Origin of the sequence: Cytobacillus firmus (assembly GCF_023612095.1) — a bacterium.
In the GTDB taxonomy this organism is placed as follows: Bacteria; Bacillota; Bacilli; order Bacillales; family Cytobacillaceae; genus Cytobacillus.
The window spans coordinates 1658835-1685398 of record NZ_CP086235.1; the positions used below are offsets into that span (position 1 = coordinate 1658835).

29 protein-coding genes and 1 pseudogene are annotated in these 26564 nt (G+C 41.7%); 27 read left to right on the forward strand and 3 right to left on the reverse strand.

The window, feature by feature from the left end; all coding sequences use genetic code 11:
* Window positions 1-51 precede the first annotated feature (51 nt).
* The 8 genes from LLY41_RS08410 (at window position 52) to LLY41_RS08445 (ending at window position 6058) form a co-directional block, all read left to right on the forward strand.
* A complete protein-coding gene (locus LLY41_RS08410; RefSeq protein WP_035331398.1) occupies window positions 52-249 on the forward strand; it encodes a twin-arginine translocase TatA/TatE family subunit in 198 nt (65 codons plus the stop codon).
* A gap of 92 nt (window positions 250-341) precedes the next feature.
* Complete coding sequence (gene tatC, locus LLY41_RS08415; RefSeq protein WP_095244578.1) at window positions 342-1076, forward strand: twin-arginine translocase subunit TatC; 735 nt, start codon at window positions 342-344, stop codon at window positions 1074-1076.
* Between the two features lie 373 nt (window positions 1077-1449).
* Window positions 1450-1701: a DUF2535 family protein gene (locus LLY41_RS08420; protein WP_095244577.1), complete on the forward strand. Its 252-nt coding sequence runs from the start codon at window positions 1450-1452 to the stop codon at window positions 1699-1701.
* Between the two features lie 141 nt (window positions 1702-1842).
* On the forward strand, window positions 1843-2691 hold the full coding sequence (locus LLY41_RS08425; protein ID WP_095244576.1) for a DegV family protein: 849 nt from the start codon (window positions 1843-1845) through the stop codon (window positions 2689-2691).
* A gap of 136 nt (window positions 2692-2827) precedes the next feature.
* Window positions 2828-3832: a nucleoside hydrolase gene (locus LLY41_RS08430; RefSeq protein WP_370460329.1), complete on the forward strand. Its 1005-nt coding sequence runs from the start codon at window positions 2828-2830 to the stop codon at window positions 3830-3832.
* Between the two features lie 115 nt (window positions 3833-3947).
* Window positions 3948-4529: an SCO family protein gene (locus tag LLY41_RS08435; protein WP_095244574.1), complete on the forward strand. Its 582-nt coding sequence runs from the start codon at window positions 3948-3950 to the stop codon at window positions 4527-4529.
* Window positions 4530-4647: 118 nt separating this feature from the next.
* The gene (locus LLY41_RS08440; protein WP_095244573.1) at window positions 4648-5487 is read left to right on the forward strand and encodes an SGNH/GDSL hydrolase family protein; all 840 of its coding nucleotides are present in this window, start codon (window positions 4648-4650) and stop codon (window positions 5485-5487) included.
* Window positions 5477-6058 carry a YpmS family protein gene (locus LLY41_RS08445; RefSeq protein ID WP_095244572.1) on the forward strand — a complete coding sequence of 194 codons (582 nt, stop codon included), beginning with the start codon at window positions 5477-5479 and terminating at the stop codon, window positions 6056-6058. The genes LLY41_RS08440 and LLY41_RS08445 overlap by 11 nt, the downstream gene beginning before the upstream one ends.
* 66 nt (window positions 6059-6124) lie before the next feature.
* Here LLY41_RS08445 and LLY41_RS08450 read toward each other — a convergent pair whose 3' ends face one another.
* Window positions 6125-6895: a DUF4397 domain-containing protein gene (locus LLY41_RS08450; protein WP_095244571.1), complete on the reverse strand. Its 771-nt coding sequence runs from the start codon at window positions 6893-6895 to the stop codon at window positions 6125-6127.
* A 324-nt stretch (window positions 6896-7219) separates the two neighbouring features.
* Between LLY41_RS08450 and rsgA the strand changes: the two genes are divergently transcribed.
* The 4 genes from rsgA to LLY41_RS08470 all read left to right on the forward strand — a co-directional run bounded on the left by rsgA (window position 7220) and on the right by LLY41_RS08470 (window position 9907).
* A complete protein-coding gene (rsgA, locus tag LLY41_RS08455; protein WP_095244570.1) occupies window positions 7220-8275 on the forward strand; it encodes a ribosome small subunit-dependent GTPase A in 1056 nt (351 codons plus the stop codon).
* Window positions 8276-8414: 139 nt separating this feature from the next.
* On the forward strand, window positions 8415-8951 hold the full coding sequence (msrA, locus tag LLY41_RS08460) for a peptide-methionine (S)-S-oxide reductase MsrA (RefSeq protein ID WP_095244569.1): 537 nt from the start codon (window positions 8415-8417) through the stop codon (window positions 8949-8951).
* Window positions 8951-9391, forward strand: coding sequence for a peptide-methionine (R)-S-oxide reductase MsrB (msrB, locus tag LLY41_RS08465; RefSeq protein ID WP_095244568.1), 441 nt, complete (start codon window positions 8951-8953; stop codon window positions 9389-9391). Before msrA ends, msrB begins: the two co-directional genes overlap by 1 nt.
* Window positions 9392-9409: 18 nt before the next feature.
* Complete coding sequence (locus LLY41_RS08470; RefSeq protein ID WP_095244567.1) at window positions 9410-9907, forward strand: PTS sugar transporter subunit IIA; 498 nt, start codon at window positions 9410-9412, stop codon at window positions 9905-9907.
* Between the two features lie 73 nt (window positions 9908-9980).
* Here LLY41_RS08470 and LLY41_RS08475 read toward each other — a convergent pair whose 3' ends face one another.
* Window positions 9981-11075, reverse strand: coding sequence for an SGNH/GDSL hydrolase family protein (locus tag LLY41_RS08475; protein WP_095244566.1), 1095 nt, complete (start codon window positions 11073-11075; stop codon window positions 9981-9983).
* Window positions 11076-11262: 187 nt separating this feature from the next.
* Between LLY41_RS08475 and LLY41_RS08480 the strand changes: the two genes are divergently transcribed.
* The 14 genes and pseudogenes from LLY41_RS08480 (at window position 11263) to LLY41_RS08545 (ending at window position 26031) form a co-directional block, all read left to right on the forward strand.
* Window positions 11263-11430 carry a YjcZ family sporulation protein gene (locus LLY41_RS08480; protein WP_095244565.1) on the forward strand — a complete coding sequence of 56 codons (168 nt, stop codon included), beginning with the start codon at window positions 11263-11265 and terminating at the stop codon, window positions 11428-11430.
* Between the two features lie 216 nt (window positions 11431-11646).
* Window positions 11647-13113 carry an NAD(P)/FAD-dependent oxidoreductase gene (locus LLY41_RS08485; RefSeq protein WP_095244564.1) on the forward strand — a complete coding sequence of 489 codons (1467 nt, stop codon included), beginning with the start codon at window positions 11647-11649 and terminating at the stop codon, window positions 13111-13113.
* Window positions 13114-13402: 289 nt separating this feature from the next.
* Window positions 13403-14761 carry an aspartate aminotransferase family protein gene (locus tag LLY41_RS08490; RefSeq protein ID WP_304587491.1) on the forward strand — a complete coding sequence of 453 codons (1359 nt, stop codon included), beginning with the start codon at window positions 13403-13405 and terminating at the stop codon, window positions 14759-14761.
* A gap of 2 nt (window positions 14762-14763) precedes the next feature.
* Window positions 14764-15456, forward strand: coding sequence for a CoA transferase subunit A (locus LLY41_RS08495; RefSeq protein ID WP_095244562.1), 693 nt, complete (start codon window positions 14764-14766; stop codon window positions 15454-15456).
* Window positions 15441-16103 (forward strand): 3-oxoacid CoA-transferase subunit B, encoded by a 663-nt coding sequence (locus tag LLY41_RS08500; RefSeq protein WP_095244561.1) that lies wholly within the window; start codon window positions 15441-15443, stop codon window positions 16101-16103. The genes LLY41_RS08495 and LLY41_RS08500 overlap by 16 nt, the downstream gene beginning before the upstream one ends.
* Before the next feature lie 39 nt (window positions 16104-16142).
* Entirely contained in the window at window positions 16143-17420 is a 1278-nt protein-coding gene (locus tag LLY41_RS08505; RefSeq protein ID WP_304587495.1) for a peptidase, read from the forward strand.
* Between the two features lie 2 nt (window positions 17421-17422).
* On the forward strand, window positions 17423-18754 hold the full coding sequence (gene gabT / locus LLY41_RS08510; RefSeq protein ID WP_304587497.1) for a 4-aminobutyrate--2-oxoglutarate transaminase: 1332 nt from the start codon (window positions 17423-17425) through the stop codon (window positions 18752-18754).
* Window positions 18755-18766: 12 nt separating this feature from the next.
* Window positions 18767-20187 (forward strand): annotated as a pseudogene (locus tag LLY41_RS08515) (aldehyde dehydrogenase family protein).
* A gap of 117 nt (window positions 20188-20304) precedes the next feature.
* A complete protein-coding gene (ablB, locus tag LLY41_RS08520; protein WP_095244557.1) occupies window positions 20305-21162 on the forward strand; it encodes a putative beta-lysine N-acetyltransferase in 858 nt (285 codons plus the stop codon).
* 87 nt (window positions 21163-21249) lie between these two features.
* The gene (locus tag LLY41_RS08525; protein WP_304587499.1) at window positions 21250-22680 is read left to right on the forward strand and encodes a sigma-54 interaction domain-containing protein; all 1431 of its coding nucleotides are present in this window, start codon (window positions 21250-21252) and stop codon (window positions 22678-22680) included.
* 155 nt (window positions 22681-22835) lie between these two features.
* A complete protein-coding gene (gene ablA, locus LLY41_RS08530) occupies window positions 22836-24266 on the forward strand; it encodes a lysine 2,3-aminomutase (protein ID WP_095244555.1) in 1431 nt (476 codons plus the stop codon).
* A 10-nt stretch (window positions 24267-24276) separates the two neighbouring features.
* Complete coding sequence (locus tag LLY41_RS08535; RefSeq protein WP_304587501.1) at window positions 24277-24570, forward strand: YokU family protein; 294 nt, start codon at window positions 24277-24279, stop codon at window positions 24568-24570.
* A 123-nt stretch (window positions 24571-24693) separates the two neighbouring features.
* Window positions 24694-24915 (forward strand): YozE family protein, encoded by a 222-nt coding sequence (locus tag LLY41_RS08540; RefSeq protein ID WP_304587503.1) that lies wholly within the window; start codon window positions 24694-24696, stop codon window positions 24913-24915.
* A gap of 420 nt (window positions 24916-25335) precedes the next feature.
* A complete protein-coding gene (locus LLY41_RS08545) occupies window positions 25336-26031 on the forward strand; it encodes a hypothetical protein (RefSeq protein WP_095244550.1) in 696 nt (231 codons plus the stop codon).
* 28 nt (window positions 26032-26059) lie between these two features.
* Here LLY41_RS08545 and LLY41_RS08550 read toward each other — a convergent pair whose 3' ends face one another.
* Window positions 26060-26221 carry a hypothetical protein gene (locus tag LLY41_RS08550; RefSeq protein ID WP_179289022.1) on the reverse strand — a complete coding sequence of 54 codons (162 nt, stop codon included), beginning with the start codon at window positions 26219-26221 and terminating at the stop codon, window positions 26060-26062.
* A 166-nt stretch (window positions 26222-26387) separates the two neighbouring features.
* On the opposite strand from LLY41_RS08550, the gene LLY41_RS08555 reads away from it, so the two are divergent.
* On the forward strand, window positions 26388-26561 hold the full coding sequence (locus LLY41_RS08555; RefSeq protein ID WP_095244549.1) for a YozD family protein: 174 nt from the start codon (window positions 26388-26390) through the stop codon (window positions 26559-26561).
* Window positions 26562-26564 lie beyond the last annotated feature (3 nt).

Genomic DNA, 26564 nt, shown 5'->3' on the forward strand with positions numbered 1-26564 from the left:
ACTATAATCGTATTAGATTCAAAAGGGAAGTACTTTAAAGGAGATGTGAATATGCTTTCAAATATCGGTGTACCAGGATTAATTTTAATCCTTGTTTTGGCGTTAATCATATTCGGTCCAAAAAAGCTGCCGGAAATTGGCCGTGCTTTTGGTGAAACACTAAGAGAATTTAAAAAATCTACCCGAGATCTGACAAGTGACGTGATGGATGAGCTTGAACAGGATACTAAGAAAAAAACGGTTAAATAAGGTGTAAGGATATTCTTCTTGCACCTTTTTGTTTTGGTTTAAAAAATCTGGCTGGCCAAGCCGGCTTTTTATAAAATTAGCAGGAGATTTGTATGGAAGAAAATGAATTAAACTTAGTCGAACATCTGGATGAATTAAGAAAAAGACTCATCATAATGGCGTCAGCATTTATCCTGTTTTTTATAGCAGGTTTTGTGTTTGTGGAGGATATTTATAAGTGGCTGGTAAGAGACCTGGACGTTAAATTGATCGTTCTGGGTCCCAGTGATATTATCTGGGTTTACTTTATGCTTGCTACAGTTATTGCGGTTGCAGCGACAATACCTGTTCTGGCATTGCAGATTTGGCTGTTTGTCAAGCCTGCCCTGACAGAGTATGAGCGGAAGATTTCACTTTCATATGTACCGGCATTGTTTATTCTGTTTATTACAGGCCTTTGCTTTGGTTATTTTGTCATTTTCCCCACCGTATTAAGCTTTCTTGTAGAGCTGGGGGGCGAGATGTTTGAGGCCAATTTTACTGCGGATAAATATTTCCGCTTTGTCCTTAACATGACTTTGCCATTTGGAGTATTATTTGAACTTCCTGTCGTCATCATGTTCCTGACTTCGCTTGGGATCCTTAATCCGTATGTGCTTACAAAAATCAGGAAATATGCGTATTTTGTTCTTATCGTAATTTCGGTTGTTATATCACCTCCAGACTTTATGTCTGATATTCTTGTGACCATTCCCTTGCTGCTGCTTTATGAAATAAGCATCAATTTATCAAAAATAGTCTATAAAAGAAAGCTGAAAAAGCAAGAGAATACAGGAAAATCTTCATAAAAGTTTTTTTGCAAGGTTTAATGATATATATATTATTTGCTGAGTTGATTGGAGCGGAAGGTGCGAGATCCTCGAAAATGCATTCGCATTTTCTTCGTGCGGTGTTTACTCAAGGAAGCTTATTCAAAGTCCTGCGGGAGTAGCGGGACAGGTGAGACCCCGCAGACGCGAAGCGTCGAGGAGGCTCACCGCCTGCCCCGCGGTTCGCTGAGCATCCTGGAGCGGAAATCAACGGACAACATTGTGAGGCGAAAACAATAATTCATACGAAAATAGCTTCATAAAAAAATTTATGGGATAGCATAATCAGACACATTTCGAGCCGCATTTGGGGTATAATATTAACAAACGGGTGAAAAAGAGGATTGATATTTTGCTATTTAAAAGCCTAGAGTTCAAAAATGCTGTTGGACAGAAGGTAAAAATCACTGAAATTCCTGTATTGGCAAAAGATAGCCCTTATTATTTTATGATCCAAGTCCGTTTGAAAACATTCATTGCGGCCATTAACGCCAGTGAAAAGACAAGTAAGAATCATTCCTTCAGGGAATATCTTAAACGAGTCCTAAAATGGCCGGTTTATGAAGAGATTTTTAAGACTCCAGAATTAAAAAATAATGCTTAACAACATTGATGCCGGCTGCCTGCCGGCATTTTTTTGGCCAATTGAGGCGAAGTAAGAGAAGCTTTGTATTTTTTGCTTTATTTGTATTTTGCTTAAATGTATAATATGAACTAATTGTAAATGCAGGGAAGTGAAGGAATAATGGCTAAGATTAAAATTGTTACTGATTCTACAGTGGATCTATCAAGAGAACTGATTGAAGAATTCGATATTGAAGTCGTTCCTTTATCAATTCACATTAATGGGGATACATATTTGGATCGGGTAAATATTACTCCAGCTGAATTCATGAAAAAGATGAAGGAATCTGACGAACTGCCAAAAAGCTCACAGCCTCCAGCTGGTGTCTTTGCAGAGGTATATGACAGGTTGGGTGAGCAGGGCTATGAAATTCTTTCCATCCATATGACTGGCGGAATGAGTGGAACTGTCCAATCAGCTGAAAGTGCGGCAGCTATGTCACATGCAAATGTTACAGTGGTAGATTCCAGATATATTTCCAAAGCACTGGCCTTTCAAGTCTTGGAGGCTGCGAAAATGGCCAGGGAAGAGAAAAGTATTCAGGAGATTGTCAGCCGGCTGGAAACCGTGCGCGCTAACACTAAATTGTTTGTAGTAGTGGATACACTGGAAAATCTCGTTAAAGGCGGTAGAATCGGCAAAGGGAAAGCAATGATCGGATCTTTGCTGAATATTAAACCAATTGCATCGCTTGAAGGCGGGGTATACACACCTGTTGCTAAAGTAAGAAGCCATACTCAGGTTGCCAAATATTTGGCTAAACAATTTGCCGGAGATATTAAAGGGAAAACAATAAAAGGGGTAGGCCTTGTGCATGCAGAAGGTCTGGATTTAGCTTCTAAACTGAAAACGATGATTGAAGAACTGGATGCCGGTGCGGAGATTGAAATAGAAGAAACAACTCCAATTGTCAGTACACATACAGGACCCGGTGCAATTGGGTTTATGTATCACCTGGAAGATAAATAAAAAGGACGCATAGCACTCAGGCTATGCGTTTTTTTGCGAAATCAATTTTTTCTTTAATCATGGTCAAGAATAGTGAAATCAAAGACTTTTATCCTATTTGAAAATATTTGCCATTCTTGATTATCCCCGGAATAAAATGAATTATGGGGGTGTAGGGTTGAAGAGGAAAAATGTCTTGTTTTTTAGTGACTTTGGAATTGACGATTTTGTTGCGGTTATATTTTCCTTTTTCTCAGAGGAAATCAATATCGTTGGGATTGTAGCTGATTATGGAAATGTTTCCAGGGAGGATGCCGTCCGAAATGCTGCTTACCTTCGTGAATTAACCGGACAAAAAAATACTCCTGTATTCAGCGGAGCCGTATTGCCTTTAACCGGCGATGTTCCGGTATTTTACCCGGATGTTCATGGCATTGAAGGGCTCGGTCCGATTATTCCTAACCTGGAGAACTCCAATAACATGTTTGAAAACTTCGATGATTTTAAGGAACTGATCGAGAAGTATGAAAATGATATAACAATCGTTAATGTAGGCAGACTTTCTTCATTGGCAACGGCCTTTATCCTTTATCCGGCACTTATGAGTAAAGTCAGTGACTTTTATATTATGGGCGGGGCATTCAATGTTCCAGGCAATGTGACTCCAGTGGCTGAAGCAAACTTTTATGGGGACCCATATGCGGCTAATGTTGTGTTTGCCAATGCGCCGAAGAAAATTCATGTCTTTCCTCTGGATGTAACGATGTCTGCAATCATTACTCCGGCACTTATCGACTCTCTTGATGCCTATTATCAGAAAGTGGAAAATAAAGTCGGCTTAATTCTTAAGCCTATGGTTGATTATTATTTCAATTTTTATAAGGAAACCTACCCTGGCATTAGTGGAAGCCCCATGCACGATTTATTTACGTTGTGGGCAATGCTTGACGGGGCGGATCTTCAGTATCTGGATGTACCGGTGAAGATAATTACTGACAGAGGGGAGGCGTTTGGCCAGAGCATTGGTGAATTTAGAAATGTCCCTCCGGAAAACAAGATGAAATATCGGATACATCGGATTGCTGTGCAATTTAATTATTCAAATTTCATCAGGACATTTTATGAAATTATGACTAACAATAAAACGAAACCAACTCAATAATTTTTATCATCCATAATATCGAGATACTATTCACAAGTTTGTCATAAGTACTTCTTTCTTCTTTCATGAATATTTGCTAAAATTAGCAACGTATCTAATTAAAGCAGGTGAATGTATGAGAAAAAGAGTTTTTGCAATAATGGTTTCTGCTTTTATGCTTGCAGTGCTTTCAGCATGCGGACAGAGCGGTATAAAGGACGCGTTAAATTGGGAACTGGCTGATTTTACGTATACAAACCAGGATAATAAAGAATTTGGTTTAAAGGATCTTGAGGGCAAGGTTTGGGTAGCCGACTTTATTTTTACCAATTGCGAAGATGTATGTATGCCCATGACAGCTAATATGAAGAAGCTTCAGGATTTGGCTGAGAAGGAAGGCATAAAAAATATTGAATTTGTTTCATTCAGTGTAGACCCCAAAGTGGATACACCTGAAGTTTTAAAGGAATTTGCATCTACATACAATGCAGATTTCAGCAATTGGCATTTTCTGACCGGATATGAACAGGAAGAAATTGAGAAATATGCTATGGAATACTTCAAAACCATTGTGAAAAAGCCGCAAACAGGTGATCAGGTAATCCATGGAACAGATTTTTATCTTGTTGATCAGAATGGAAAAGTAATGAAATATTATACTGGTCTTAATGAAATTCCATTAGATGAAATTATGAATGATATTAAAGCATTGCAATAGACCTTGAACGAGGTCTATTTTTCTTTTCGGCTCTTGAATACTGCACGGACAATGCTAATTATTTTTAAATTTGAGTTGCATGTTATAATATGAATGAGAAAAATGGGCAGGTGATAGTATGATAAAAAAACTCACCCTCATCTTTTGGATCATGCTGCTTCTCGCCTCCTGCAGTTCAGTTCACCACAGCGATATCATTCATTCTGAAAAAGAATCCCGCCTGACAGTTAAAGAAGAAATTCCTTTGGATTTTTTTCCTCGAAACCTTACTGTTGCTGCAGTAGGTGACTCTTTAACCCAGGGGGTTGGAGACAGTACTGAACGTGGAGGGTACGTGCCATATCTTGAAATGTCACTGGAAAAAGACAAAAGTGTTCAAGACGCTGTTTTTTATAATTTCGGTGTAAAAGGCAATCGTTCCGATCAATTATTGAAGAAGCTGGGGACAGATGAAGTAAAAGATGTTGTGAAGGAAGCAGACGCGGTGATCATAACCATTGGCGGCAATGACGTTATGAAAGTAGTCCGTGAAAATTTTTCAAACCTAAAGCTGAGGGCTTTTGCCAAGGAAAAAGAAACCTATGAACAAAATCTGACTGAGGTTTTAGATTCGATAAAAGAGGTAAACCCAAATAGTAAAATTGTTTTAATAGGCTTATATAATCCCTTTTTAAAATGGTTTTCAGAAATAACGGAAATTAATGCTATTCTTGGAGATTGGAATGACACTAGCCGGGATATATTGAGAAATTATCCAGGGACTTATTTTGTTGAAATAGATGATATATTTGAAAATACCGATGATAATCTTTTATATACAGACTATTTTCATCCCAATGATAAAGGCTATGAATTAATAGCTGGACGGGTCCATCAAATACTCACAGAGGAAGTGCTGAAAGATATTCCGTATAAAAGGAAAGCTGAAGGAAATGGAGAGAAGTTGATTGAAAGATAGAAAATGGAAAAAGCTGTTTTTTACACTGCTGGCAATTAATGCACTCATTTTAACTGTGCTGTTTATTTTTATCAGTATACCGGCAGATGACGAAGACTACACAGCGATCACAGAGAATAGTGATAATTACGTTCCTTTTAACATAAAAGCCAATAAAGAAGATTTGAATAGAGTCATTAACCACTACCTTGAAAAAGAAGGGCTGACAGGAGCAATAGATTACAAGATCCTCCTAAACGATGAAGTGGATTTATATGGCACAATCCCTTTCTTCAGCCAGGATCTGCAAATGAAACTGTCATTTGAACCAGAAGCCTTGAAGAATGGAGATGTTGTTCTTCAGCAAAAGTCAATATCTGTCGGGCAGCTGAATCTTCCGGTTTCACATGTCCTGAAGCTGGTAAAAGACCGCTACAAACTTCCGGAAGGTGTTACCATTCAGCCGCAGAAAGAAAGAATCTATGTGTCACTGCAGGAAATGAAGCTGAAAAGTGATGTTAAAGTAAAAGTGGATGAATTTAATCTGAAACAGGATGATATTCGTTTTACCCTTCTTGTTCCGGTTAAATGAGAAAAGGGAATCCTTCCGCAGCTTTGGAGGGGTTCCCTTTTTTGATGCTTAATTAGCAGGAAAGCGTTAGTCTGCAATGATAATTGCTTCCAGTTCAGGCTCTTTGACAACGGAACCTACTGCCAGCAAAGTGTAGGCCTGGTCTGCTTTAAATTGCATTCGAGGGATGGTCAGCACCACATTTGGAGTTCCGGCTATCCTGGCTTCCAAGTCGACAGTCATTGGAGTTAATGCGATGTACTTGCTTGCCTGGCTGAATGCGATATTGGGAAAAACAACGTCCCGGTTTTTTACGGCAATATCAACTGCTGGTGCATCGTGTGACAGGTGGACAAATCTGACTTTGGTTTCCCCGGGAGGCACTTCAGGCTGATCTTCTAATAGGGCAAGCTTAATGTTTGCTTCAATCCCCGCAGCTGCAATTGTATACACCTTACCTGCTTCAGTAATGTTTGGTCTGCTTACAAGTGCAGAGACCATGCTGCCGGCCGGATATATGTCTATCTGATGAGAGCCGGCAGGAAGCGTTGCATAACTGCTTACGTCTTTATATGAGAAGTCCTTTAAAATTCTCGTGCCGTTTATATAGATATCAATTGGACCGGAATCAGGGGAACCATGGAAAATCCGTACTTTTGTCTGCTGTCCCTGATGGGTATCGGCAGAAGGCGCCTTGTTTTTTGTACGCATTATTTGAAAAGCCTGATTGAGGCAATGCAGATGTTTATGATAATAAGTAATATGCTGTGCAGCATCAATGTATTTAAAATACTGAGCCAAAAGATCATATTTTACCGCTTTTTGTAAGTACCACTGCTGATTTCTCTCAGTAGGCATAATTCCCCCTCCTAAAATCTGCTTTAATACCATATGCTTCTCCCCGGGTGAATGCCACCTGAGGAAAATAAAGGGCTTTACTTCTGGTGCAATATTCCATATAATATAAATAAATAAACGAAAGCGGGTGATGTGCTATGAGAAGAGAACTTTATGCCAATACGTTCAGTGTAAATAATTCAGGCACAGCCCAAATGGAAATCGTTTAATCGAGCGGACCAGATTGTTTTTCCTGCTTATTGAACTTTACTTGACCAGACCATGGGCTGATTGCCTATGGTTTTTTGTATGTAAAAATATTCGATAAGCATGGAGGAACAAACATTGACAATTAATAGACTTGGATTCGATCCCTTTTTTAAAGACGCTTTTTCAGCGTATGAAGAAAAAGAATATCAAATGGGCCGGGTGGCTTTAGAGCATAAAAGAATGTATCGTGTATGGACAGATAAGGGTGAAATGCTCTGTGAAGTATCAGGGAAATTTTCTTTCGAAGCATCATCAAGGGAGGATTATCCTGCTGTAGGTGACTGGGTTGTCATCAAAGAAAGAGCGTATGAACAGCGGGGTACCATTCATGCAGTCCTTCCAAGGAAAAGCAAATTTTCCAGGAAGGCAGCAGGGGTGAATACAGAAGAACAAATTGTAGCTGCTAATGTAGACACTATTTTCCTGGTTAATTCACTTAATGAGGATCTTAACTTAAGAAGAATGGAACGTTATTTGCTTTTGACATGGGAAAGCGGGGCAGCTCCTGTGATTATTCTTACCAAGGCTGACCTTTGTGAGAATCTGGAGGAAAAGCTTGCTGAGGTGGACACCGTTGCCATGGGTGTTCCTGTTATCTCAATCAGCGTGATGGAAGAGAAGGGGATTGACCTGCTTAAGCCGTTTTTGGAGCCTGGAAAAACAATCGCATTGCTCGGCTCTTCAGGTGTTGGAAAGTCCACACTTACCAATTATCTTCTGGGCGCGGAAAAACAAAAAGTCCAGGATATTAGAAGTGATGACAAAGGAAAGCATACAACTACTCACAGGGAACTCATCCTTCTTCCTGAAGGCGCCATATTGATTGACACTCCAGGAATGCGGGAGCTTCAGCTGTGGGAAAGTGAAAGCGGTCTTTCAGAAAGCTTCACAGATATTGAACAAGCCGCTGAAAACTGCAGATTCAGGGACTGTACACATGATAATGAGCCAGGATGCGCTGTGCATATGCTAATAGAAGAAGGAAGCATATCAAGGGCGCGTCTGAACAGCTACAAGAAGCTTCTCAAGGAACTCGCTTATCTGGATAGAAAGCAGGATAAACGAGCCCAATCTGAAGAACGCAAGCGCTGGAAAAAAATAAGTGCCGGAGCAAAGAATAAAAGAATATAAAAATTCAGAAACCTCTTCAATGAAGAGGTTTCTTTTGCATATAATGAATCTTTTCATTAATCTTATGTATATAGCTTTAAATCATCTTTATAAGGGAAAAAGTAAAAGATAGAAAAGTGCCGGAAAGAGGTGGAGCAGAATGACAGAGAAACAATACGAAAAGGCAACATTCGCAGGAGGCTGCTTCTGGTGTATGGTAAAGCCTTTTGATGAACAGCCTGGAATAAAAGAAGTGCTATCCGGTTATACCGGAGGCAATGTAAAGAACCCGACTTACCAGCAAGTCTGTTCGGAAACGACTGGCCATTATGAAGCGGTTCAAATCACATTTGATCCTGAGGTTTACCCATATGAAAAACTGCTTGAATTATATTGGCAGCAGATAGACCCGACAGATGAAGGCGGCCAGTTCTATGATCGCGGCCAATCCTATCAGACTGCAATTTTCTATCACAATGAAAAACAAAAGCAGTTAGCAGAAGAATCAAAACAAAAGCTTAAAGAAACAGGTCCATTTGCAAAACCGATTGTTACCAGGATTTTGCCTGCTTCAGACTTTTATCCTGCAGAAGATTATCATCAGCACTATTATAAAAAGAATCCGGAAAGATACAATGCCTATCAAACCGGCTCTGGAAGAAAGGCATTTATAAACAACCATTGGGGTGAAAAATAATGGCAAAAAACAGGGAAGAATTAAAGCAAAAACTCGATCCCATGCAATATGAAGTAACTCAGAATAATGGCACAGAGCCGCCGTTCCGCAACCAATATTGGAATGAATTTAAAGATGGAATTTATGTCGATATCGTTTCCGGCAAGGCTCTTTTCAGCTCAAAAGATAAATATGACGCAGGGTGCGGCTGGCCCAGCTTCACTAAGCCCATAGAGGATCAGGAAATTGAGGAAAAAGAAGACCGCACCCACTTTATGGTCAGAACGGAAGTGAGAAGTAAAACAGCGGATTCCCATCTTGGACATGTTTTTGATGATGGGCCGGGACCTGCGGGCCTCCGTTATTGCATTAATTCTGCTGCACTCAAGTTTATTCCTAAGGAAAAACTGGAGGAAGAAGGCTATGATGAATATTTGAAATTATTTACTAATGAAAATTAAGAAATGGATGGTGTTTTTATGTTCAAGAAATTATTTGGCAAAAAGGAAGCGGTCAAAGCAATTGAGATTAAGGCTGCTTTGACGGGTACAGCAGTTAATCTGGAAGAGGTGCCTGACCCTGTATTTGCAGAAAGAATGATGGGTGACGGTATTGCAATTGAACCTTCAGAAGGGGTTGTTGTTTCCCCGGTAAATGGAGAAGTAGTCCAAGTATTCCCTACCAAGCATGCCATTGGCATTCGTGCTGAAAATGGTGCCGAGGTGTTAATCCATATTGGCCTTGAAACGGTCTCCATGAAAGGGGAAGGATTCGAGACCCATATTTCAGAAGGCTCAAAGGTCAGCGAAGGCGATAAGCTTGTCACGTTTGATTTAGCAATGGTTAAAGAAAAGGCAAAAAGCACAGTTACGCCAATTATTATCACTAATGGCGACCAGGTTGCTTCTCTTGAGAAAAATGCAGCAGGAGCTGTAACGCGAGGTACTTCAACAGTAATGACAGTTACTGCGAAATAATGAGAAAAAGCCGCTGATAATATTGGCGGCTTTTTTCGAGTTATTTTTTTCAGTCTTTTTCTGTTTTTATCCTTCACTGTTCTGCCATGGTGAGGATGGAGGAAATTTGAATAACGGCATCGTCTGTACTGTTATTCACTGATTTTTCATTTGTCACAATGAATTTCACTAAATGTTGACTGTCTTCGAGACCGCTGACAATATATTGATATCTTTCTTTAGTCAGCGGCCACCAGGCAGATAAGGATGTAATAAACACATCATCAATGAAAACATCCATCTTCCCGCCTTTTTCACTGCGAATCATATCGACCCCAAGGAAAGTGCCGCTAAACTGATATTCAAGACTGTCTCCCGCCATGCTGCTCTCCCAAATGCCGTCTTTGTGAATAAATGATCCAGATATATCTGTAACATGAGGGATGGATGCTATTTCTATGTCCGCATTTTCATGAATGGGGGCAGAAAGCTCGGCAATTTCTGCCTGACTGCCGGCTAACTCTCTTATTTTCTTTATTAAGGTATCTGCATAGATTTTATAGCCGTGATCATTTGGATGGACCAAATCTTTTGTCAGTTCCTCTGCAGGTAATCCGGATAGTTCAAAAGGGTTTCTCATATCCACGTTTTTAGCGCCATAATGGTTAGAAATAAAAGAAATCGCCTGAACAAACTCTTCGTTATCCAGCGGGTTTTCTGTAATGGTTATGATCTCGGTGTCAGGGTAAAGCTGTTTTGTTTTCCGGATAAGCCCTTCGTAGAAATAAGAAAATTGCTTTTCATCCATATATTTGCGGTCATTCTCCCCAAATACGATAAAAGTTAAATCGATTTTCCCTAAATGTTCGGATTGCTGAAGCTTATATAAACCTTCAAAGGCAGTGGCTCCACTTTGGACGATGGAATGCCTTTTGGCTATAATCCCAAATTCACTATGCAGATGCTTCTCAAGCCTTGTAAACCATGCCGATGATTTGGAGGTCGCACCTGACCCCCTGCCAATGCTGTCCCCGATAATCAGGTAATTGATATTATCTTTTGACGACAGCTTTTGATACACGTTAGTTGGATTCGCCCCTTCAACTTTAGACAGGCTATCAAATAAATGATACAAACCATATATAAAAGTGATGATAAAAAAATATATGCCAATCTTCCTTCTCTTCATTGGTTTGAATCCCCCGCTTCTTTTCTCTTACGTTTATCCTACCCTATTAATGGCAAAGGGGGAAGGTTTTAAAATGGAGTTAGAGTGTTTTTTGAAAAAAATGGGCGTATGCACATGCGGGTCAAGTTCACCGTACATACATTAATATTGAAAATGCCCAAGAAATCTTGTTGAGGAGTGATTATTTATGTATAAAGGTGCAGTTGCTGGTGCTGGCTACGACCAATGTTATCCAGGATATGGCTATCCTGTTGCTGGTGCTCATTATGGAGGAGGGTATGGCGGTTTTGCATTGATCGTCGTATTGTTCATTCTATTGATTATTATCGGAGCATGCTGCTGCGGAAATTGGTAAAATAAATGGAATTTGTGAAGGCTGCTCGTAATGAGCAGCCTTTGTTTTTGGGGCAGTGTGTATTTGGTGAATTTTACATAAATTATTCTAAAGACGAACATTATGTAATTTTTTTTATTTGATAGTTCGTAAAAATGTTGACCTCCACTTATGTATTTGATATAGTTACCTTTGGTTGATGAAATTAACGAATAATGCGTCTGGGGGAATAGGACGATGAATGCGAATTATGATGTGATTGTTGTCGGTGCTGGACCGGCTGGAATATTTACTTGTTATGAATTAACTCTTAAAATGCCTGAAGCAAAAATTTTATTAATTGATAAAGGCCATGATATTTATAAAAGAAATTGTCCGATTTTACAGAAAAAGATTTCGAAATGCCCGCCTGCAGCAGGAAGAAAAGAATTTGCAGGCTGCCTGCCCGCTTGTTCTATCACGAATGGATTTGGCGGAGCAGGGGCTTATTCAGATGGGAAATTTAATATAACGAGTGAGTTTGGCGGCTGGATGACCGATTATCTCCCGGACTCCCAGGTTGTTGATTTGATAAAATATGTTGACGAAATTAATTTGAAGCATGGCGCGACTGAAAGCATTACAGATCCAATGACTGATGAAGTGAGGGATATTGAGCGCCGCGGATATGCAGCAGGGCTTAAACTGCTTCGTGCGCAGGTCAGGCATTTGGGCACCGAGCAGAATCTAGAAATCCTAAAGAGCATTTATGAATATTTACGTGAAAAAATTGATATGTCCTATAAGACAGAGGTTGAAGATCTTATAACAGAGAAAACCCCTGATGGCCATCGGATTATGGGGGTCAAGCTTAAGTCCGGAAATGAAGTTCATGCTGATAAGGTGGTTGTAGCACCAGGGAGAGATGGATCAGTTTGGCTGGCAAACCTCCTGAAGTCACGCCGCTTGAAGATGATCAATAATCAGGTCGATATTGGCGTGCGGGTTGAAACTTCGGATATTGTCATGGAAGAGATCAATAAACATCTTTACGAAGGAAAGTTTACATTTAATACATCTGTCGGTACAAGAGTGCGTACATTCTGCAGCAATCCTTCCGGCCATGTTGTAGTGGAAAACCACTCAGGAATCATGCTTGCGAATGGCCATGCTTACAAAGACCCTAAGCTGGGAAGTACTAATACAAACTTTGCGCTGCTTGTATCCCATACATTCTCTGAACCGTTTGATAAGCCAAATGAATACGCGCATGAAATTTCAAGGCTTGCCAACAGCCTTTCAAACGGCGGAATCATTGTCCAAAAGTATGGAGATATATTAAAAGGGAGAAGGTCTACTGAGAAGCGGATTAAAGAAGGCTTCCTTGAGCCGACCTTAAAGGAAGCGGTCCCTGGAGACTTAGGCCTTGTGCTGCCATATAATACAATGAAAAGCCTGATTGAAATGACAGAGGCTTTAAACCATGTATCTCCTGGCCTTGCATCTGAACATACGCTATTCTATGGTGTGGAGGCAAAATTCTACTCTGCACGTCCCAAGTTGAATGACCGTTTCGAAACGGAAATCAGCGGACTTTATGTTGGCGGGGATGGTGCAGGCATTACCAGAGGACTTGCACAGGCGGGTGCCTGCGGTGTCTGGATTGCAAGGGATATTATCGAAAAGACAAGTAATGTACCTGGAAGAGAACCTGCATTGGTATAAAAATACAGGGGTTTGAAAGTATAATTTGGATTGAACAGAATGATGAAAATGACTTTTGAGCAGCCGCTATCCAGCGGCTGTTTTTTTTGCAGCGAAAAAATAGATCACTCTGCAAAATTCTTTTATGAAAGATTTCTTAAGTGACTTCATACAATTTACTATATTGCCATTTGGTAGAGAATATCTGCCTTGTAGAATTGAAGATTTGCTGTGAAAGGTCATGAAGCCATCGGCGGATATTGATTAGCCGCAGGCAAATTTCGTAATTATAGTTGGAGGGAGTACGCTGATGAACCAGTCGAACTTAATTAAGCCGATGCTTGATGCACAGTACCCGATCATTGATTATGGCAGGGGAGTTTATCTATATGATACGGACGGAAAGGAATACCTGGATGCATCATCCGGCGCAATAACGGCCAATATTGGCCATGGTGTGGAGGAAATCATTGAGGCAATGCATGAACAGGCGAAAAAAGTTTCTTTTGTATATCGATCGCAATTTACGAGCGGCGCAGCTGAAAAGCTTGCCCATAAAATAGCTGAGGCTGCGATCGGAGACTTGAATTGGAGCTTTTTTGTGAACAGCGGGTCTGAGGCCACTGAAACAGCTATGAAAATAGCGATTCAGTACTGGCAGGAAAAAGGCATTGTGACAAAAACAAAGGTGCTCTCAAGGTGGATGAGCTATCATGGCATAACCCTGGGAGCTTTATCAATGTCAGGACATACGGGCAGAAGGGCTCGCTTCATACCGCTGCTTGAGGATTTTCCTGTCATTCATCCTCCATATTGCTATAGGTGCCCCTACAATCTGGAAGCGCCTGAATGCGGTTATCTGTGTGCACATGAACTTGAAACCGTCATTAAACGGATAGGGCCAGACAATATTGCTGCGTTTATCGCAGAACCAGTCATTGGCGCTGCAGGCGGTGCCATTACCCCTCCAAAGGATTACTACCGGATAATCAAAGAAATTTGTGAGCGGTATGACATTTTATTTATTGCTGATGAGGTTATGACTGGTTTTGGGAGAACAGGCACAATGCTTGCCTGCGAGCATTGGAATATAAAGCCTGATATTGTCGCACTTGGAAAAGGAATGGGAGCCGGGTATGCTCCGATTGCAGCTGCACTTGTAAGCGATGAAGTAATGGAGCCCATACTGGCAGGTTCAAAAAGCATTATGAGCGGCCATACCTTGAGTGCCAATCCGCAGTCATGTGCAGTGTCCCTCGCAGTGCTTGAATATATTGAGAAAAACAATATTATCCCGGAAACAGAAAGCAAAGGAGTGTATTTAAGAAATAAATTGACTAAGCTGCAATCCAAATTTTCCTTTATTGGTGATGTAAGGGGAAAAGGGCTGATGGTCGGACTTGAATTTGTAAAGGATCCTCTGACAAAAGAGCCGTTTACAAAAAGCTTCGGTTTGACTCAGAGATTAATACAGGAAGCACAGGAGCATGGTCTGCTTATTTACCCTGCAGGTGCGGGTACAAATGGCACAGACGGGGATGCCGTAATGATCGCACCGCCGCTGACTATTACCAAAAGGGAAATCGATGATCTGGTAAAGAGGTTTGAAAAGACTTTGCAGGTTTTCTCAGAAAATCATTTGATCCCTGATGAGGGAGAGGGTGAATAACAATGGAGAACACATTTAATAAGATTATTGAACTTGATGAGGCGATGAAGCATTTTCGGGACGGCATGATCATTATGTTTGGCGGCTTCGGCGGAATTGGCACCCCTCCGTCCCTTATCGACGGCATTTTGGATAATGGATTCAAAGATTTAACACTTATTGGCAATGATTCAGGCTTTCCCCATATTGGGATCGGGAAGGTGGTAAGCCAGGGAAGGGCGAAGAAAATGATTGCTTCTCATATTGGCTCAAATCCCGTTGCCGGCCAACTCATGACAGATGGGAAGATGGAAGTGGAATTTTCACCCCAGGGGATATTGGCTGAAAGAATACGTGCTGGCGGAGTCGGCATTCCTGCCATCCTTTCCGACATTGGCCTTGATAACGACATTGTGACCGGCAATAAGCAAACATGCAGCCTGGGCGGAAAAAAGTATCTTGTCGAGACGGCCCTGACTGCAGATATATCGATTGTTTTTGCTAAGAAAGCTGATCCTTACGGGAACTTAATTTTTGACAAAAGTGCCAGAAACACAAACCCGCTTGTCGCCATGGCTGGTGATATGACAATTGCGGAAGTGGAGGAAATTGTCCCGCTTGGCAGCCTGGATCCTGATGAAATTATAACACCGGGAGTTTTCGTTAATTATATCGTTCCATCGAAGGGAGTGAATTGGAAATGGGCATGGGAGTAGAGATTAGAAATCGTATTGCCAAACGTGCTGCGGAGGAAATCAAGAACGGGATGATTGTAAATCTCGGTATTGGAATCCCATCGCTTGTGCCCAATCATTTGCCTGACGGGACAAATGTAATGTTTCATGCGGAAAATGGCATTACAGGTATGGGGCCAAGTCCGGAGAAAGGGAAGGAAGATGAGAATCTATGTAATGCAGGAGGTTTTCCGGTTTCCATTGTAAAGGGTGCTTCATATTGCGACAGCACCATTGCATTCGGGATGATACGCAGAGGGCGAGTTGATATGACAATTCTTGGCTCCCTGGAGGTAAGCGGAAAAGGGGATTTGGCCAATTGGATTGTACCGGGGAAAAAAGTTCCCGGCATGGGCGGTGCAATGGAGCTTGCCCAAAAAGCAAGAAAAGTCATTGTCCTAATGAACCAGACAGACAAGTACGGGAACCCAAAAATTGTGGACGAGTGCACCCTGCCTCTTACATCAGCACGCTGTGTAAACATGATTATTACAGAGATGGCTGTCTTTCAAATATCAGCTCATGGACTCACACTGACTGACTTGTTTACGCCGCACTCTATAAATGAAGTCAGGGCAAAAACGGGCTGCAGTTTTACAATTGCTGAGAATGTGAGAGTGATTAATTGATAGAGTTATTTCCCTTGGCCTTAATAAAGGAGTGAGAATATGAATGCTCATGCAAAGATTAAACGATGGCTGGAAGAAAATAAGCAAAGAGGAACAAGACTTCTTCAGCAACTGGTCCAGGAAGGCAGCATCCGCGGAAATGAAAGCAGTGCACAGGCCATCATCATAGAAAAATGCCGCAAACTTGGACTAACCCTTGATATTTGGGAAATCGGCAAGGAACAATTGATTAAGCATCCTGCCTTTTGTTCAGATCGAAAGGATTTTTCCGGAAATCCCAATGTGGTGGCTGTTTTGAAAGGAACAGGCGGAGGAAGGTCCATCATCCTCAATGGCCATATTGATGTCGTTCCGGAAGGAGACCGAAATGATTGGGAACATGATCCATTTAGCGGCAGAATCGAAGATGGAAAGCTATTTGGCAGGGGTTCGACCGATATGAAAGGCGGCACCGTTTCGCTCCTGCTTGCCATGGAAGCCATTATTGCGCTTGGAATCAAGCTTAAAGGAGATGTGATTTTTCAAAGTGTCATAGAAGAAGAAAGCGGCGGGGCTGGTACATTGGCAGCAGTCCTCAGGGGATATTCTGCCGATGGGGCAATCATTCCTGAACCGACTAATATGAAACTGTTTCCAAAACAGCAGGGCTCGATGTGGTTTCGGATATCAGTCAAAGGGCGTTCAGCTCACGGAGGAACCCGATATGAGGGCGTCAATGCCATTGAAAAAGCCATGTATGTGATAACAAAGCTTCAGGAGCTTGAGAAGGTAAGGAACCTTAAAATTGAAGACCCGCTTTATTCAAAGATCCCTATTCCGATTCCTATTAATATTGGAAAAATATACAGCGGAGAGTGGCCATCTTCCGTACCGGATATTGCTGTCATAGAGGGAAGGATGGGGGTAGCACCGGATGAAGAGATGAAATCTGCCGAAAAAGAGCTGGAGGATTGCCTGAAGGAAGCAGCCCAACATGATGGATGGCTTAAAAAGAATCCTCCTCAAGTTGAATGGTTTGGCGGACGCTGGCTGCCCGGTGATCTGGAACAGGATCATCCTTTAATGGCTGTATTATCCGAATCCTTTGAAACCGTAAAAGGAAAACAGCCGTCAGTTGAGGCATCACCTTGGGGCACGGATGGAGGCATATTATCCAAAGTAGGAAATACACCTGTTGTTGTCTTCGGGCCAGGTGTAACGGAAGCCGCCCATGATGTAAACGAATTTATTTTCTTAGAGGAAGTTTTTGATGCGGCTGAAATTATTGCTCTGGCCATACTGGAATGGTGCGGCACTAATCAGGGAGAGGGGAAATAAGGATGGGATCAATTAATATAAGAACAGAGCTGCCGGGACCAAAAGGGAAGGAATTATTGGCTAAAAAGGAGAAGAATGTTCCAAAGGGGCCATTTAACACGATGCAGACATTTGCTGCTAAAGGGGATGGAGCACTTCTGACAGATATAGATGGAAATACGTTTCTTGATTTTGCGGGGGCCATCGGGACACTGAATGTTGGACACTGTCCGCCTAGGGTTATTGAAGCGCTGCATGCCCAAATTGACCAATATCTTCACCCATGCTTCCATGTCATGATGTATGAGCCTTATATCAAGCTGGCAGAGAAACTCAACAGCATTACACCAGGCAATCACAGCAAAAAAACCTTCTTTTTAAGCACCGGAGCAGAGGCGGTGGAAAATGCGGTTAAAATAGCAAGGAAATATACAGGCAGAAAAGGAATTATATCATTTGAAAGGGGCTTTCATGGCCGTACCTATATGTCCATGAGTTTAACGAGCAAGGTAAAACCGTATAAATATGAATTCGGGCCATTTGCGCCGGAAACGTATAAATGGCCTTATCCTTATTATTACCGCAGCGAGGGGCTGAAGGATAAAGACCATGATAATGCCCTGCTTAAGAGATTCGAAACGTTTTTTCTGAGCGAGGTGCCGCCTGAAGAAATCGCTGCTGTCATTATGGAACCTGTTCAGGGTGAAGGTGGTTTTGTCATGCCGTCGTCCCATTTTGTAAAAGGTGTTAAAGAGCTTTGTGAAAAACATGGAATCCTTTTTATCGCTGATGAGGTACAGACAGGATTTGGCAGGACAGGCAAAATGTTTGCCATGGAGCATTATGATGTTGTGCCGGATCTTATGACCATGTCTAAATCGATCGGTGCCGGATTGCCGATCAGTGCTGTAACTGGAAGGGCAGATATAATGGATTCACCGAATATTGGTGAAATCGGCGGAACTTATGGAGGCAGTCCGCTAGGCTGTGCGGCTGCATTAGAAGTGATATGGACAATTGAGGAAGAAGGATTACTAGAAAGAGCAAATGAAATCGGAAGTCTTTTCACTGAAAAATTTTCTGATTTTCCTTTAAAATATAAGCAAGTGGGTGAAGTACGTTCTTTAGGAGCAATGTGTGCCATTGAATTTGTTAAAGATCAGGAAACAAAGGAACCTAATAAAGAAATTGTTCAGGAAATCCTGTCAAAAGCACACAAGCGCGGCCTCATCATAATGAGCGCCGGCTTATATGGCAATATTATTCGTTTGCTCAGTCCGCTTGTTACAACCAATGAACAGCTCAATGAAGGATTTTCCGTACTGGAAGAAGTAATAGGCGAATGCTGCACATAAGGAGGAATTCCAGTGAAACAACATTTATGGATCAGCGGAAATTTCAAGGAAACAGAGAATTACAAAGCATTAAAAAGCCCCTATAGCGGGGAGGTTATTGCAGAAGTCGCCATGGCAGCTCCTTCCGATGTGAAGTCAGCAATTGATGCGGCAGAACAATCCAGAAAAATAATGGCTGATATGCCTGCCCATAAACGGGCGGAAATACTGGAAAATGTGGTCGCCATCATGAAGGAGGAAAAGAGGAGTGCGCAAAGATTATTGCGCACGAAGCTTCAAAGCCGATAAAGGCTGCCAGAGGAGAAGTTGACCGCACCATCATGACATATACCTTCGCTGCCCAGGAAGCGCGCAGACTTTATGGAGAAACAATCCCAATGGATGCCGCTCCGGGAGGCGAAGGCCGGGTCTCCTATACAGTACGGGAGCCTCTCGGGATTATTGGAGCCATCACGCCATTCAATTTTCCAATGAACCTGGTTGCGCATAAAGTGGGACCGGCTATTGCTGCCGGCAATACGGTTGTTTTAAAGCCTGCATCTCAAACGCCAATGTCGGCATACAAAGTTGCTGATATTTTTCACAGAGCAGGACTTCCTGCCGGAGCCCTGAATGTGGTAACCGGTAGTGGCGGAACCGTCGGAGATGTACTGGTTGCCGACGGACGCATATCGATGATTACTTTTACAGGCAGCCCGGAAGTAGGCAGGCAGATCCGCGAACATGCAGGCCTGAAGAGAGTAACGCTTGAATTGGGGTCCAATTCGGCAGTTGTTGTGGATGAGAATGCAGACGTGGAGAAAATTGTCCCGCGTATTGTGGTCGGGGCTTTTGCCTTCCAGGGTCAGGTGTGTATTTCCGTCCAGCGAATCTATGTACATGTATCTCTGTACCAGACATTTGCCGAGCGTTTTGTTGAGGAAGCCAAAAAGCTGAAAATCGGCGATCCGCTTAATGAGGATACGGATATTTCAGCGATGATCTCCAGGAGTGACACTGAACGCGCAGAGACCTGGATCAAGAGTGCCGTAGAAAGCGGAGCGGAGCTTGCGCTTGGCGGGAATGCAACAGATAATACGTTGTATCCGACCGTCTTGCTGAATGTTGATAAGAATGAAAAAATTTCTTGTGAGGAAGCATTTGCACCAGTTGTTCATATTAATTCATACAGCAGCTTTGATGAGGCGCTGGCACTTGTGAATGATTCAGACTTTGGCCTTCAGGCCGGTGTTTTCACCAATGATGTGAACAAAGCCTTCAAAGCAGCAAAAGAGCTTCATGTCGGCGGGGTAATGGTGAACGATTTCCCGACCTTCCGTGTAGACCACATGCCATATGGCGGTGTGAAAATGAGCGGTATGGGACGTGAAGGAATCAAATATGCTGTTGAAGAAATGACAGAGATGAAGCTGATCAGCTTTAAAATTGACTAAGATGAAAAGGAAGAATACTTAGCCGATAATATTGCTGTTTTGGCCGTTATTCTTTATGGTTTCATAATGCCTGGCCCTTTGGCCGGGCAGTTTTATTAATAGAAGGGGGTCTTAGCAATGAATAATACAGCTTCTGTAAAAACACTAAAAAAAGAAGACTTTGTAGCCGAATTCTATCTTGATCCATTCAATAAACGATTAAGGATCGACGATTATGCAGGTGAATTGGCAGGTGCCGTCCATGAAGCAGAGAAAACAGCAAAAGAACACAAATGTGAGAAATTAATTTTCAGGGGAAGAGTTGAAAATTATTTAGATCTTCTTTCGATGGGTTTTCAGTGCGAGGCTGTTATTGACGGGTATTTCCACGGTTCTGATCAATACTTTTTCTGCAAGTATTTTTCAGATGAAAGAAGAACTAATGGGCACTGGATCTCTGAAGACAGCATTGTTAAAAATGTGACCGCCCTTGATAGAAACCCGGATGTCATTATGCCTCCTTCTGAATATCAGCTTATAAAAATAACGGAGCAGGATGCTGAAAAAATGGCTGAACTATACCGTGAAGTTTTTAAGATTTATCCAACACCTCTCCATGATCCCTCATATATAAAAAAAACAATCCGGGAGGGCACCATTTATTACGCTTTTCAGTATAAAGATGACCTAGTCAGTGCTGCTTCAGCGGAGATCAATCTTTTTTATAAAAACGCAGAACTGACAGATTGTGCGACACTCCCATCCCACCGTAAACATGGTTTAATGAAAATACTCCTCGAAAAATTGGAAAAAGATCTAAAATCGCAGGGTGTATTCTGTGCCTACTCCATCGCCAGAGCGCTGTCATTCGGTATGAACGCCGTTCTGCATCAGCTTGGCTATTCCTATCGGGGCCGTCTTCTTAACAACTGCTATATTTTCGATAAACTTGAGAATATGAATGTCTGGGTAAGGAATTTGGCCCATTCGGATTAACGGATCCTCAAAAAGAAGTGCCGAATTTTCGGCATCATCCTGACAGGTTTTCGGCACCCTGTCATATACATAAGCAGGGGGGATTTAATGATTGAAACTCAAAGTATTTCTAAAGAAGTTCTGGCCGCCATATTAAAAGGCATTGATGAAGGGATTCATGTAGTGGATTTGAATGGAATGACCATTTTTTATAATGAAATAGCTGCTAGACACGATGGTCTGGAGGTTTCCGAGGTAATCGGAAAACCTGTTCTGAAAGTCTTTCCTTCATTGGATAAAGAGACAAGCACTTTATTAAAGGTTATGAAAACAGAAACACCGATATATAATCAGACTCAGTCCTATGTAAACCTCCATGGTGCACAAATAGAAACCATCAATACCACTCTCCCTATAACTGTTAATGGGAAGGTAGCGGGAGCTGTCGAGATTGCCAAGGATTATTCCAGATTGAAGCTTCTTTCTGAAAGCCTTCTTGATCTGCGCAAAAAAATAAAACAGCCCCTCAAAAAAGCGGCTTCTGCCAATAATGTACAGTATACACTGGATAGCCTTCTCACAATAAATAAGGAAATGAAAAATATTAAAAAGGAAGCCGCTAAACTGGCAAAGTCCGATTCTTCCATTCTTGTGTTTGGGGAAAGCGGGTGCGGAAAGGAGCTCTTTGTTCAGGGGCTTCATCATGCTTCCTCAAGAACTGAAGGCCCATTTATTGCCCAGAACTGTGCAGCAATACCGGAGTCCTTGCTTGAAAGCATACTTTTTGGGACTGCTAAAGGAAGCTACACAGGAGCGGTAGACCGGCCGGGGTTATTTGAATTAGCCGATGGCGGGACACTTTTTCTCGATGAAATACACGCCATGCCGATTGAGCTGCAGGCTAAACTGCTGAGAGTGCTTGAGGATGGCATTGTCCGAAGAGTAGGAAGTCCGAAAAGCTCACAGGTCAATGTACGGGTGATTGCAGCCATGAATATCCATCCAATGGAAGCACTTGAGAAGAACCAAATGAGAAAAGACTTATTTTACCGCTTAAACGTTCTCACTTTTGGTCTCCTGCCTCTTAGGGAGAGAAAGGAAGATATTGAATTTCTTGCCCATCATTTTATTAAGCGATTTAATCACGTGTTAAAAAAAGGACTTTCAGGAATCGGGGATGATGTGCTGGCGTTTTTCAGACAATACCATTGGCCCGGTAACGTCAGGGAATTAAAGCATACAATCGAGTACATGATGAATGTCTGTGAAGGAGACTTTCTAAAAGCTGAGGATTTGCCAGTTATATTGAAACAGCAGCTTCAAAAGAATAAACAGGATTTTTCACTGAAAGTCCAGCCATTAAAAGCGAGTATGCAAAAGCAGGAAAAAGCTTTAATCGAAAAAGCTCTTCAAGAAACAAACGGAAATATAAAAAAAGCCGCAAAGCTATTGGAGGTGCCCCGTCAGACACTGCAATATAAATTGGCCAAGTATAATATTGAAATGAATAACAGAGTCCTGGAAAAAAGTGCCGAGTAATCGGCACTTTTTTGTTTTATCGGAAATGAAAGTATCCCTTAACTTGCAAATAATCGCCAATTCTGAAGGGGTTTCATATGATAGTACGAAATATTCTGAATTGGCATGAAACTTGCAATATGTATTTAATAGAAATTCATATAGGGGGAATAGAGATGAAGAACTTTTTATATAAACCGGATCGGCATTGGAAAGATATTGAGCTATGGAAAGACGTCACAGAAGAACAATGGAATGATTGGCTCTGGCAGCTGACGAACACCATTCGGACAGTTGATGATTTGAAAAAGGTGATTAATCTTACACCAGAAGAGGAGGAAGGAGTCAGGATTTCTGCAAAGACCATCCCTTTAAATATTACACCTTATTATGCTTCACTAATGAATCCGGATGACCCCCGGTGTCCGGTGAGGATGCAATCCGTCCCTATTTCAAATGAAATCTATAAAACTAAATATGATCTTGAAGATCCGCTGCATGAGGACGAAGACTCCCCAGTTCCGGGGTTAACACACCGCTACCCTGACCGGGTCTTATTTTTGGTAACAAATCAATGTTCAATGTATTGCCGTTATTGTACAAGAAGAAGATTTTCCGGACAAATCGGCATGGGTGTACCGAAAAAACAGCTGGATGCGGCGATCAGCTATATCAGGAGTGCTCCTCAGGTTCGAGATGTTCTCATTTCCGGTGGAGACGGACTTTTGATCAATGACAATATACTTGAATACATTCTGAAAAATTTACGTGAAATCGATCATGTTGAAATCATCAGAATCGGCACGAGAGCTCCAGTTGTATTTCCCCAGCGGATCACCGAGAATTTATGCAATATCCTGAAAAAGTATCATCCGGTGTGGCTAAATACACATTTTAACACTTCCATTGAAATTACCGAGGATTCTAAGCGAGCATGTGAGATGCTGGCAAATGCCGGTGTGCCTGTGGGGAATCAATCCGTCATTTTGGCAGGCATAAACGACAGCGTTCCTATTATGAAAAGACTAATGCATGACCTTGTTAAAATCCGGGTTCGTCCTTATTACATTTATCAATGTGATCTTTCTGAAGGCATTGGCCATTTCCGCGCTCCGGTTTCGAAGGGGCTTGAAATTATTGAAGGGTTGAGGGGACATACATCGGGTTATGCTGTTCCGACTTTTGTGGTCGATGCGCCTGGCGGAGGCGGGAAGATTTCACTGCAGCCGAATTATTTGATCTCGCAAAGTGCTGACAAAGTGGTCCTCCGCAATTTCGAAGGTGTAATCACCACGTATCCTGAGCCTGAAAACTATGTCCCAGGCCGTGCAGAAGGCTACTTTAAAGAAATTTATCCTGATATGGATGAGAAAAAATCAAATGTGGGCATTGCCGCGCTAATGAATGACCAGCAGTTCAACCTGGTGCCAGAAGGCCTGGCAAGGCTGGATCGCCGCGACAAATATGACAGCGATCCAGAGCACATTTCTTTGAAAGATAAGCGGGGCAAACGGGATGAATTAAAGGAAAAGAAATTCAATGCCCAGCAGACAAAGCAGAGCCCTGCAGCAGAAGCGGGCTCACAAGCTGCGGCTGCCAAGGAATAGGAGGACAGGAATGGGAAGTAAATGTGCATGGTGTGAAAGCCAAAATATTAATGAAAGCAGCGAAACAGTTTATTGGGAGCTTCCTGATGGAACAAGGGCCATCCAAATAAATGAGACACCTTCCATTGCCTGCAGGGATTGTGATATGGTTTACCAGTCAGATGAGCTTGTTAAGACGATTGAGGACCAGCTATTTTTAATTGATGTGAAGAAGATCGGAAAAGAAATAAATTACGAAAAATTGATGGAGCAGCCAAGGCTGCTGAAAAGAAACTATTTTGATTTTTCTTCCTATGATAAGTAAGGAAAAGGGCAGCCCGCAGATATGAGGGCTGTTTTTAATGTGTATAAGTAGACGAGCTTGGCACAGTTCGATTATAGTAGAAAATAAATTAATGAACGACTGAATAAAAAGGAAGGCGTTAATATGTCAAAAACTTTCTATCACTTTTTAATGAAATACAGGCATCCAGCACCAAAAGACAACATCAGCCGTTTTGCCAATAACGCATATGAAGACCACAGCTTTCCAAAAACGTCATATGATTACGAAGAAATTAGTTCCTATCTGGAGTTGAACGGTTCATACATGGAAAGCATGTCTGTATTTGATGAAGCCTGGCAATTGTATGTCCTTATTGAAAGCTGAATGAACATTTTGAAACACTCCTGCTCTGGAGTGTTTTTTTATTTTGCTGTTTTCTTAAAGTCTGTTGTATTTAATATTTTAGTCTAATTTACTGAGTTGATCTTCGCTGTGGACACTTGATCCTCGAAAATGCTGACGCATTTCCTTCGTGCGGTGTTCATTCGAGGAAGTTTATTCAATGTCCTGCGGGAGGAGAGGGAGCGGGAGACCCCGCAGGCGAAGCCGAGGAGGCTCCCGTTCTTCCCGCGGAAAGCAAGTAACCGTAGCGGAAAGCAACGGGCTGAATATAAATACTAAATTCATCTTTATTTTGAAAAAGGCTTTTGATTGATTGTGATGAACGTACGGACGATTTACATAAAAAGTGCATATACTATTGTATTCACTACTCACGACTCAGTCATTGAGAGGATGGAGGAAATGAGCAAAAAGAAAAAACCCAAGTACAAAATCGGTGATACAGTCGTGATCACTATTTATGGTACAGTCGGAAAAGTAACAGATGTAAAGTGGCTAGATGATATGTACGTCTATGAAGTCAATAAAAGTGAAGGTCTATATATGGAATCCAGCCTTCAAATGCTGTCTGAGTATGAAGGTGAGATTATGGAAAAGGAGCATATTGACATCGAATATAAATACTTTTTTGGCGACCTGGTCCATGTTAAGGGGTATGGTTCGGATCTTTTCAAAATCGTAGGCTTCAGGACGGAAATTTGGAGATACAAAGAAGATGCATGGGAAGATGTTATTTATGAGCTTTCAAGGATTAATGACGGGGAATGGCTGGAAGCTGGGGAAGAAGAGCTGACACTCGTTGCGGATGCTGAAAGTGCTGATGCATTTATTCAAAAGCTGGGGCTCCTCTATATGATCAATAAAAAAGAAAAGCTTCCTGAATTAAGGGAAACGGCACATTCATTTCGAAAGGCAGAAAAGGAATTGCTGGATGGGATAAAAGAAAGAAAAGTGCTGATTGATGGCTTGCTTGATATATACAATGATTATCGTATTCTTTATGAAATGTTTCAGGATGATGAGTATAAGCATATCATGCGGGTTATACTCAGAAAGCTGAAGCATATTGCCAACAATGATGATAAGAGCACTGTGTAAAAAGAAGTCACTGAAGTTCCAGCGCTTTTTAGAGCCAGGTGACCAGGAGATACAGTAAAAATGGGATGCCAAACCATATGACGAGCTTGAACCAGGCATTTAATAGATTGCTATAAAGATTTATTATTGAGCTTTCTTCAAGATTGACATCTTCTTTAATTAGTAGGGCTAGTCTGGATATACTGGACATGTCGCTGCCTCCTCAATTTCTGTATAATATGGATTGCTGTTGGCTGTTTATCCTATATGTATGTCCTGACTGAAGAAAAATGCATTGAAAATAAAATAAAGAATATGGCTTGTTCTGCATGAATCCAGGGAGTACTTCATACATTCTGTACAAAGGGGGCGTTGCTGTGAAGGAAATAGAAGTCGTAATAGATACAGAAGAAATTGCTGAGTTTTTCTTTCATGAGCTGGCAAAAAGGGGATATGTGCCTACTGAAGGAGAATTGGATGAACTTGCAGATATCACGTTTGAATACCTGCTGCAAAAGTGCATCATTGACGAAGAAGTTGAAGATGACTGATAT

Excerpts from the sequence above, each read along its gene's own strand:
- LLY41_RS08410 (WP_035331398.1), top strand. The coding sequence starts at position 52 with ATGCTTTCAAATATCGGTGTACCAGGATTAATTTTAATCCTTGTTTTG.
- tatC (WP_095244578.1), top strand. The coding sequence starts at position 342 with ATGGAAGAAAATGAATTAAACTTAGTCGAACATCTGGATGAATTAAGA.
- LLY41_RS08425 (WP_095244576.1), top strand. The coding sequence starts at position 1,843 with ATGGCTAAGATTAAAATTGTTACTGATTCTACAGTGGATCTATCAAGA.
- LLY41_RS08430 (WP_370460329.1), top strand. The coding sequence starts at position 2,828 with ATGAATTATGGGGGTGTAGGGTTGAAGAGGAAAAATGTCTTGTTTTTT.
- LLY41_RS08435 (WP_095244574.1), top strand. The coding sequence starts at position 3,948 with ATGAGAAAAAGAGTTTTTGCAATAATGGTTTCTGCTTTTATGCTTGCA.
- LLY41_RS08440 (WP_095244573.1), top strand. The coding sequence starts at position 4,648 with ATGATAAAAAAACTCACCCTCATCTTTTGGATCATGCTGCTTCTCGCC.
- LLY41_RS08450 (WP_095244571.1), bottom strand. The coding sequence starts at position 6,895 with ATGCCTACTGAGAGAAATCAGCAGTGGTACTTACAAAAAGCGGTAAAA.
- msrA (WP_095244569.1), top strand. The coding sequence starts at position 8,415 with ATGACAGAGAAACAATACGAAAAGGCAACATTCGCAGGAGGCTGCTTC.
- msrB (WP_095244568.1), top strand. The coding sequence starts at position 8,951 with ATGGCAAAAAACAGGGAAGAATTAAAGCAAAAACTCGATCCCATGCAA.
- LLY41_RS08470 (WP_095244567.1), top strand. The coding sequence starts at position 9,410 with ATGTTCAAGAAATTATTTGGCAAAAAGGAAGCGGTCAAAGCAATTGAG.
- LLY41_RS08475 (WP_095244566.1), bottom strand. The coding sequence starts at position 11,075 with ATGAAGAGAAGGAAGATTGGCATATATTTTTTTATCATCACTTTTATA.
- LLY41_RS08480 (WP_095244565.1), top strand. The coding sequence starts at position 11,263 with ATGTATAAAGGTGCAGTTGCTGGTGCTGGCTACGACCAATGTTATCCA.
- LLY41_RS08485 (WP_095244564.1), top strand. The coding sequence starts at position 11,647 with ATGAATGCGAATTATGATGTGATTGTTGTCGGTGCTGGACCGGCTGGA.
- LLY41_RS08490 (WP_304587491.1), top strand. The coding sequence starts at position 13,403 with ATGAACCAGTCGAACTTAATTAAGCCGATGCTTGATGCACAGTACCCG.
- LLY41_RS08495 (WP_095244562.1), top strand. The coding sequence starts at position 14,764 with ATGGAGAACACATTTAATAAGATTATTGAACTTGATGAGGCGATGAAG.
- LLY41_RS08500 (WP_095244561.1), top strand. The coding sequence starts at position 15,441 with ATGGGCATGGGAGTAGAGATTAGAAATCGTATTGCCAAACGTGCTGCG.
- LLY41_RS08505 (WP_304587495.1), top strand. The coding sequence starts at position 16,143 with ATGAATGCTCATGCAAAGATTAAACGATGGCTGGAAGAAAATAAGCAA.
- gabT (WP_304587497.1), top strand. The coding sequence starts at position 17,423 with ATGGGATCAATTAATATAAGAACAGAGCTGCCGGGACCAAAAGGGAAG.
- ablB (WP_095244557.1), top strand. The coding sequence starts at position 20,305 with ATGAATAATACAGCTTCTGTAAAAACACTAAAAAAAGAAGACTTTGTA.
- LLY41_RS08525 (WP_304587499.1), top strand. The coding sequence starts at position 21,250 with ATGATTGAAACTCAAAGTATTTCTAAAGAAGTTCTGGCCGCCATATTA.
- ablA (WP_095244555.1), top strand. The coding sequence starts at position 22,836 with ATGAAGAACTTTTTATATAAACCGGATCGGCATTGGAAAGATATTGAG.
- LLY41_RS08535 (WP_304587501.1), top strand. The coding sequence starts at position 24,277 with ATGGGAAGTAAATGTGCATGGTGTGAAAGCCAAAATATTAATGAAAGC.
- LLY41_RS08540 (WP_304587503.1), top strand. The coding sequence starts at position 24,694 with ATGTCAAAAACTTTCTATCACTTTTTAATGAAATACAGGCATCCAGCA.
- LLY41_RS08545 (WP_095244550.1), top strand. The coding sequence starts at position 25,336 with ATGAGCAAAAAGAAAAAACCCAAGTACAAAATCGGTGATACAGTCGTG.
- LLY41_RS08550 (WP_179289022.1), bottom strand. The coding sequence starts at position 26,221 with ATGTCCAGTATATCCAGACTAGCCCTACTAATTAAAGAAGATGTCAAT.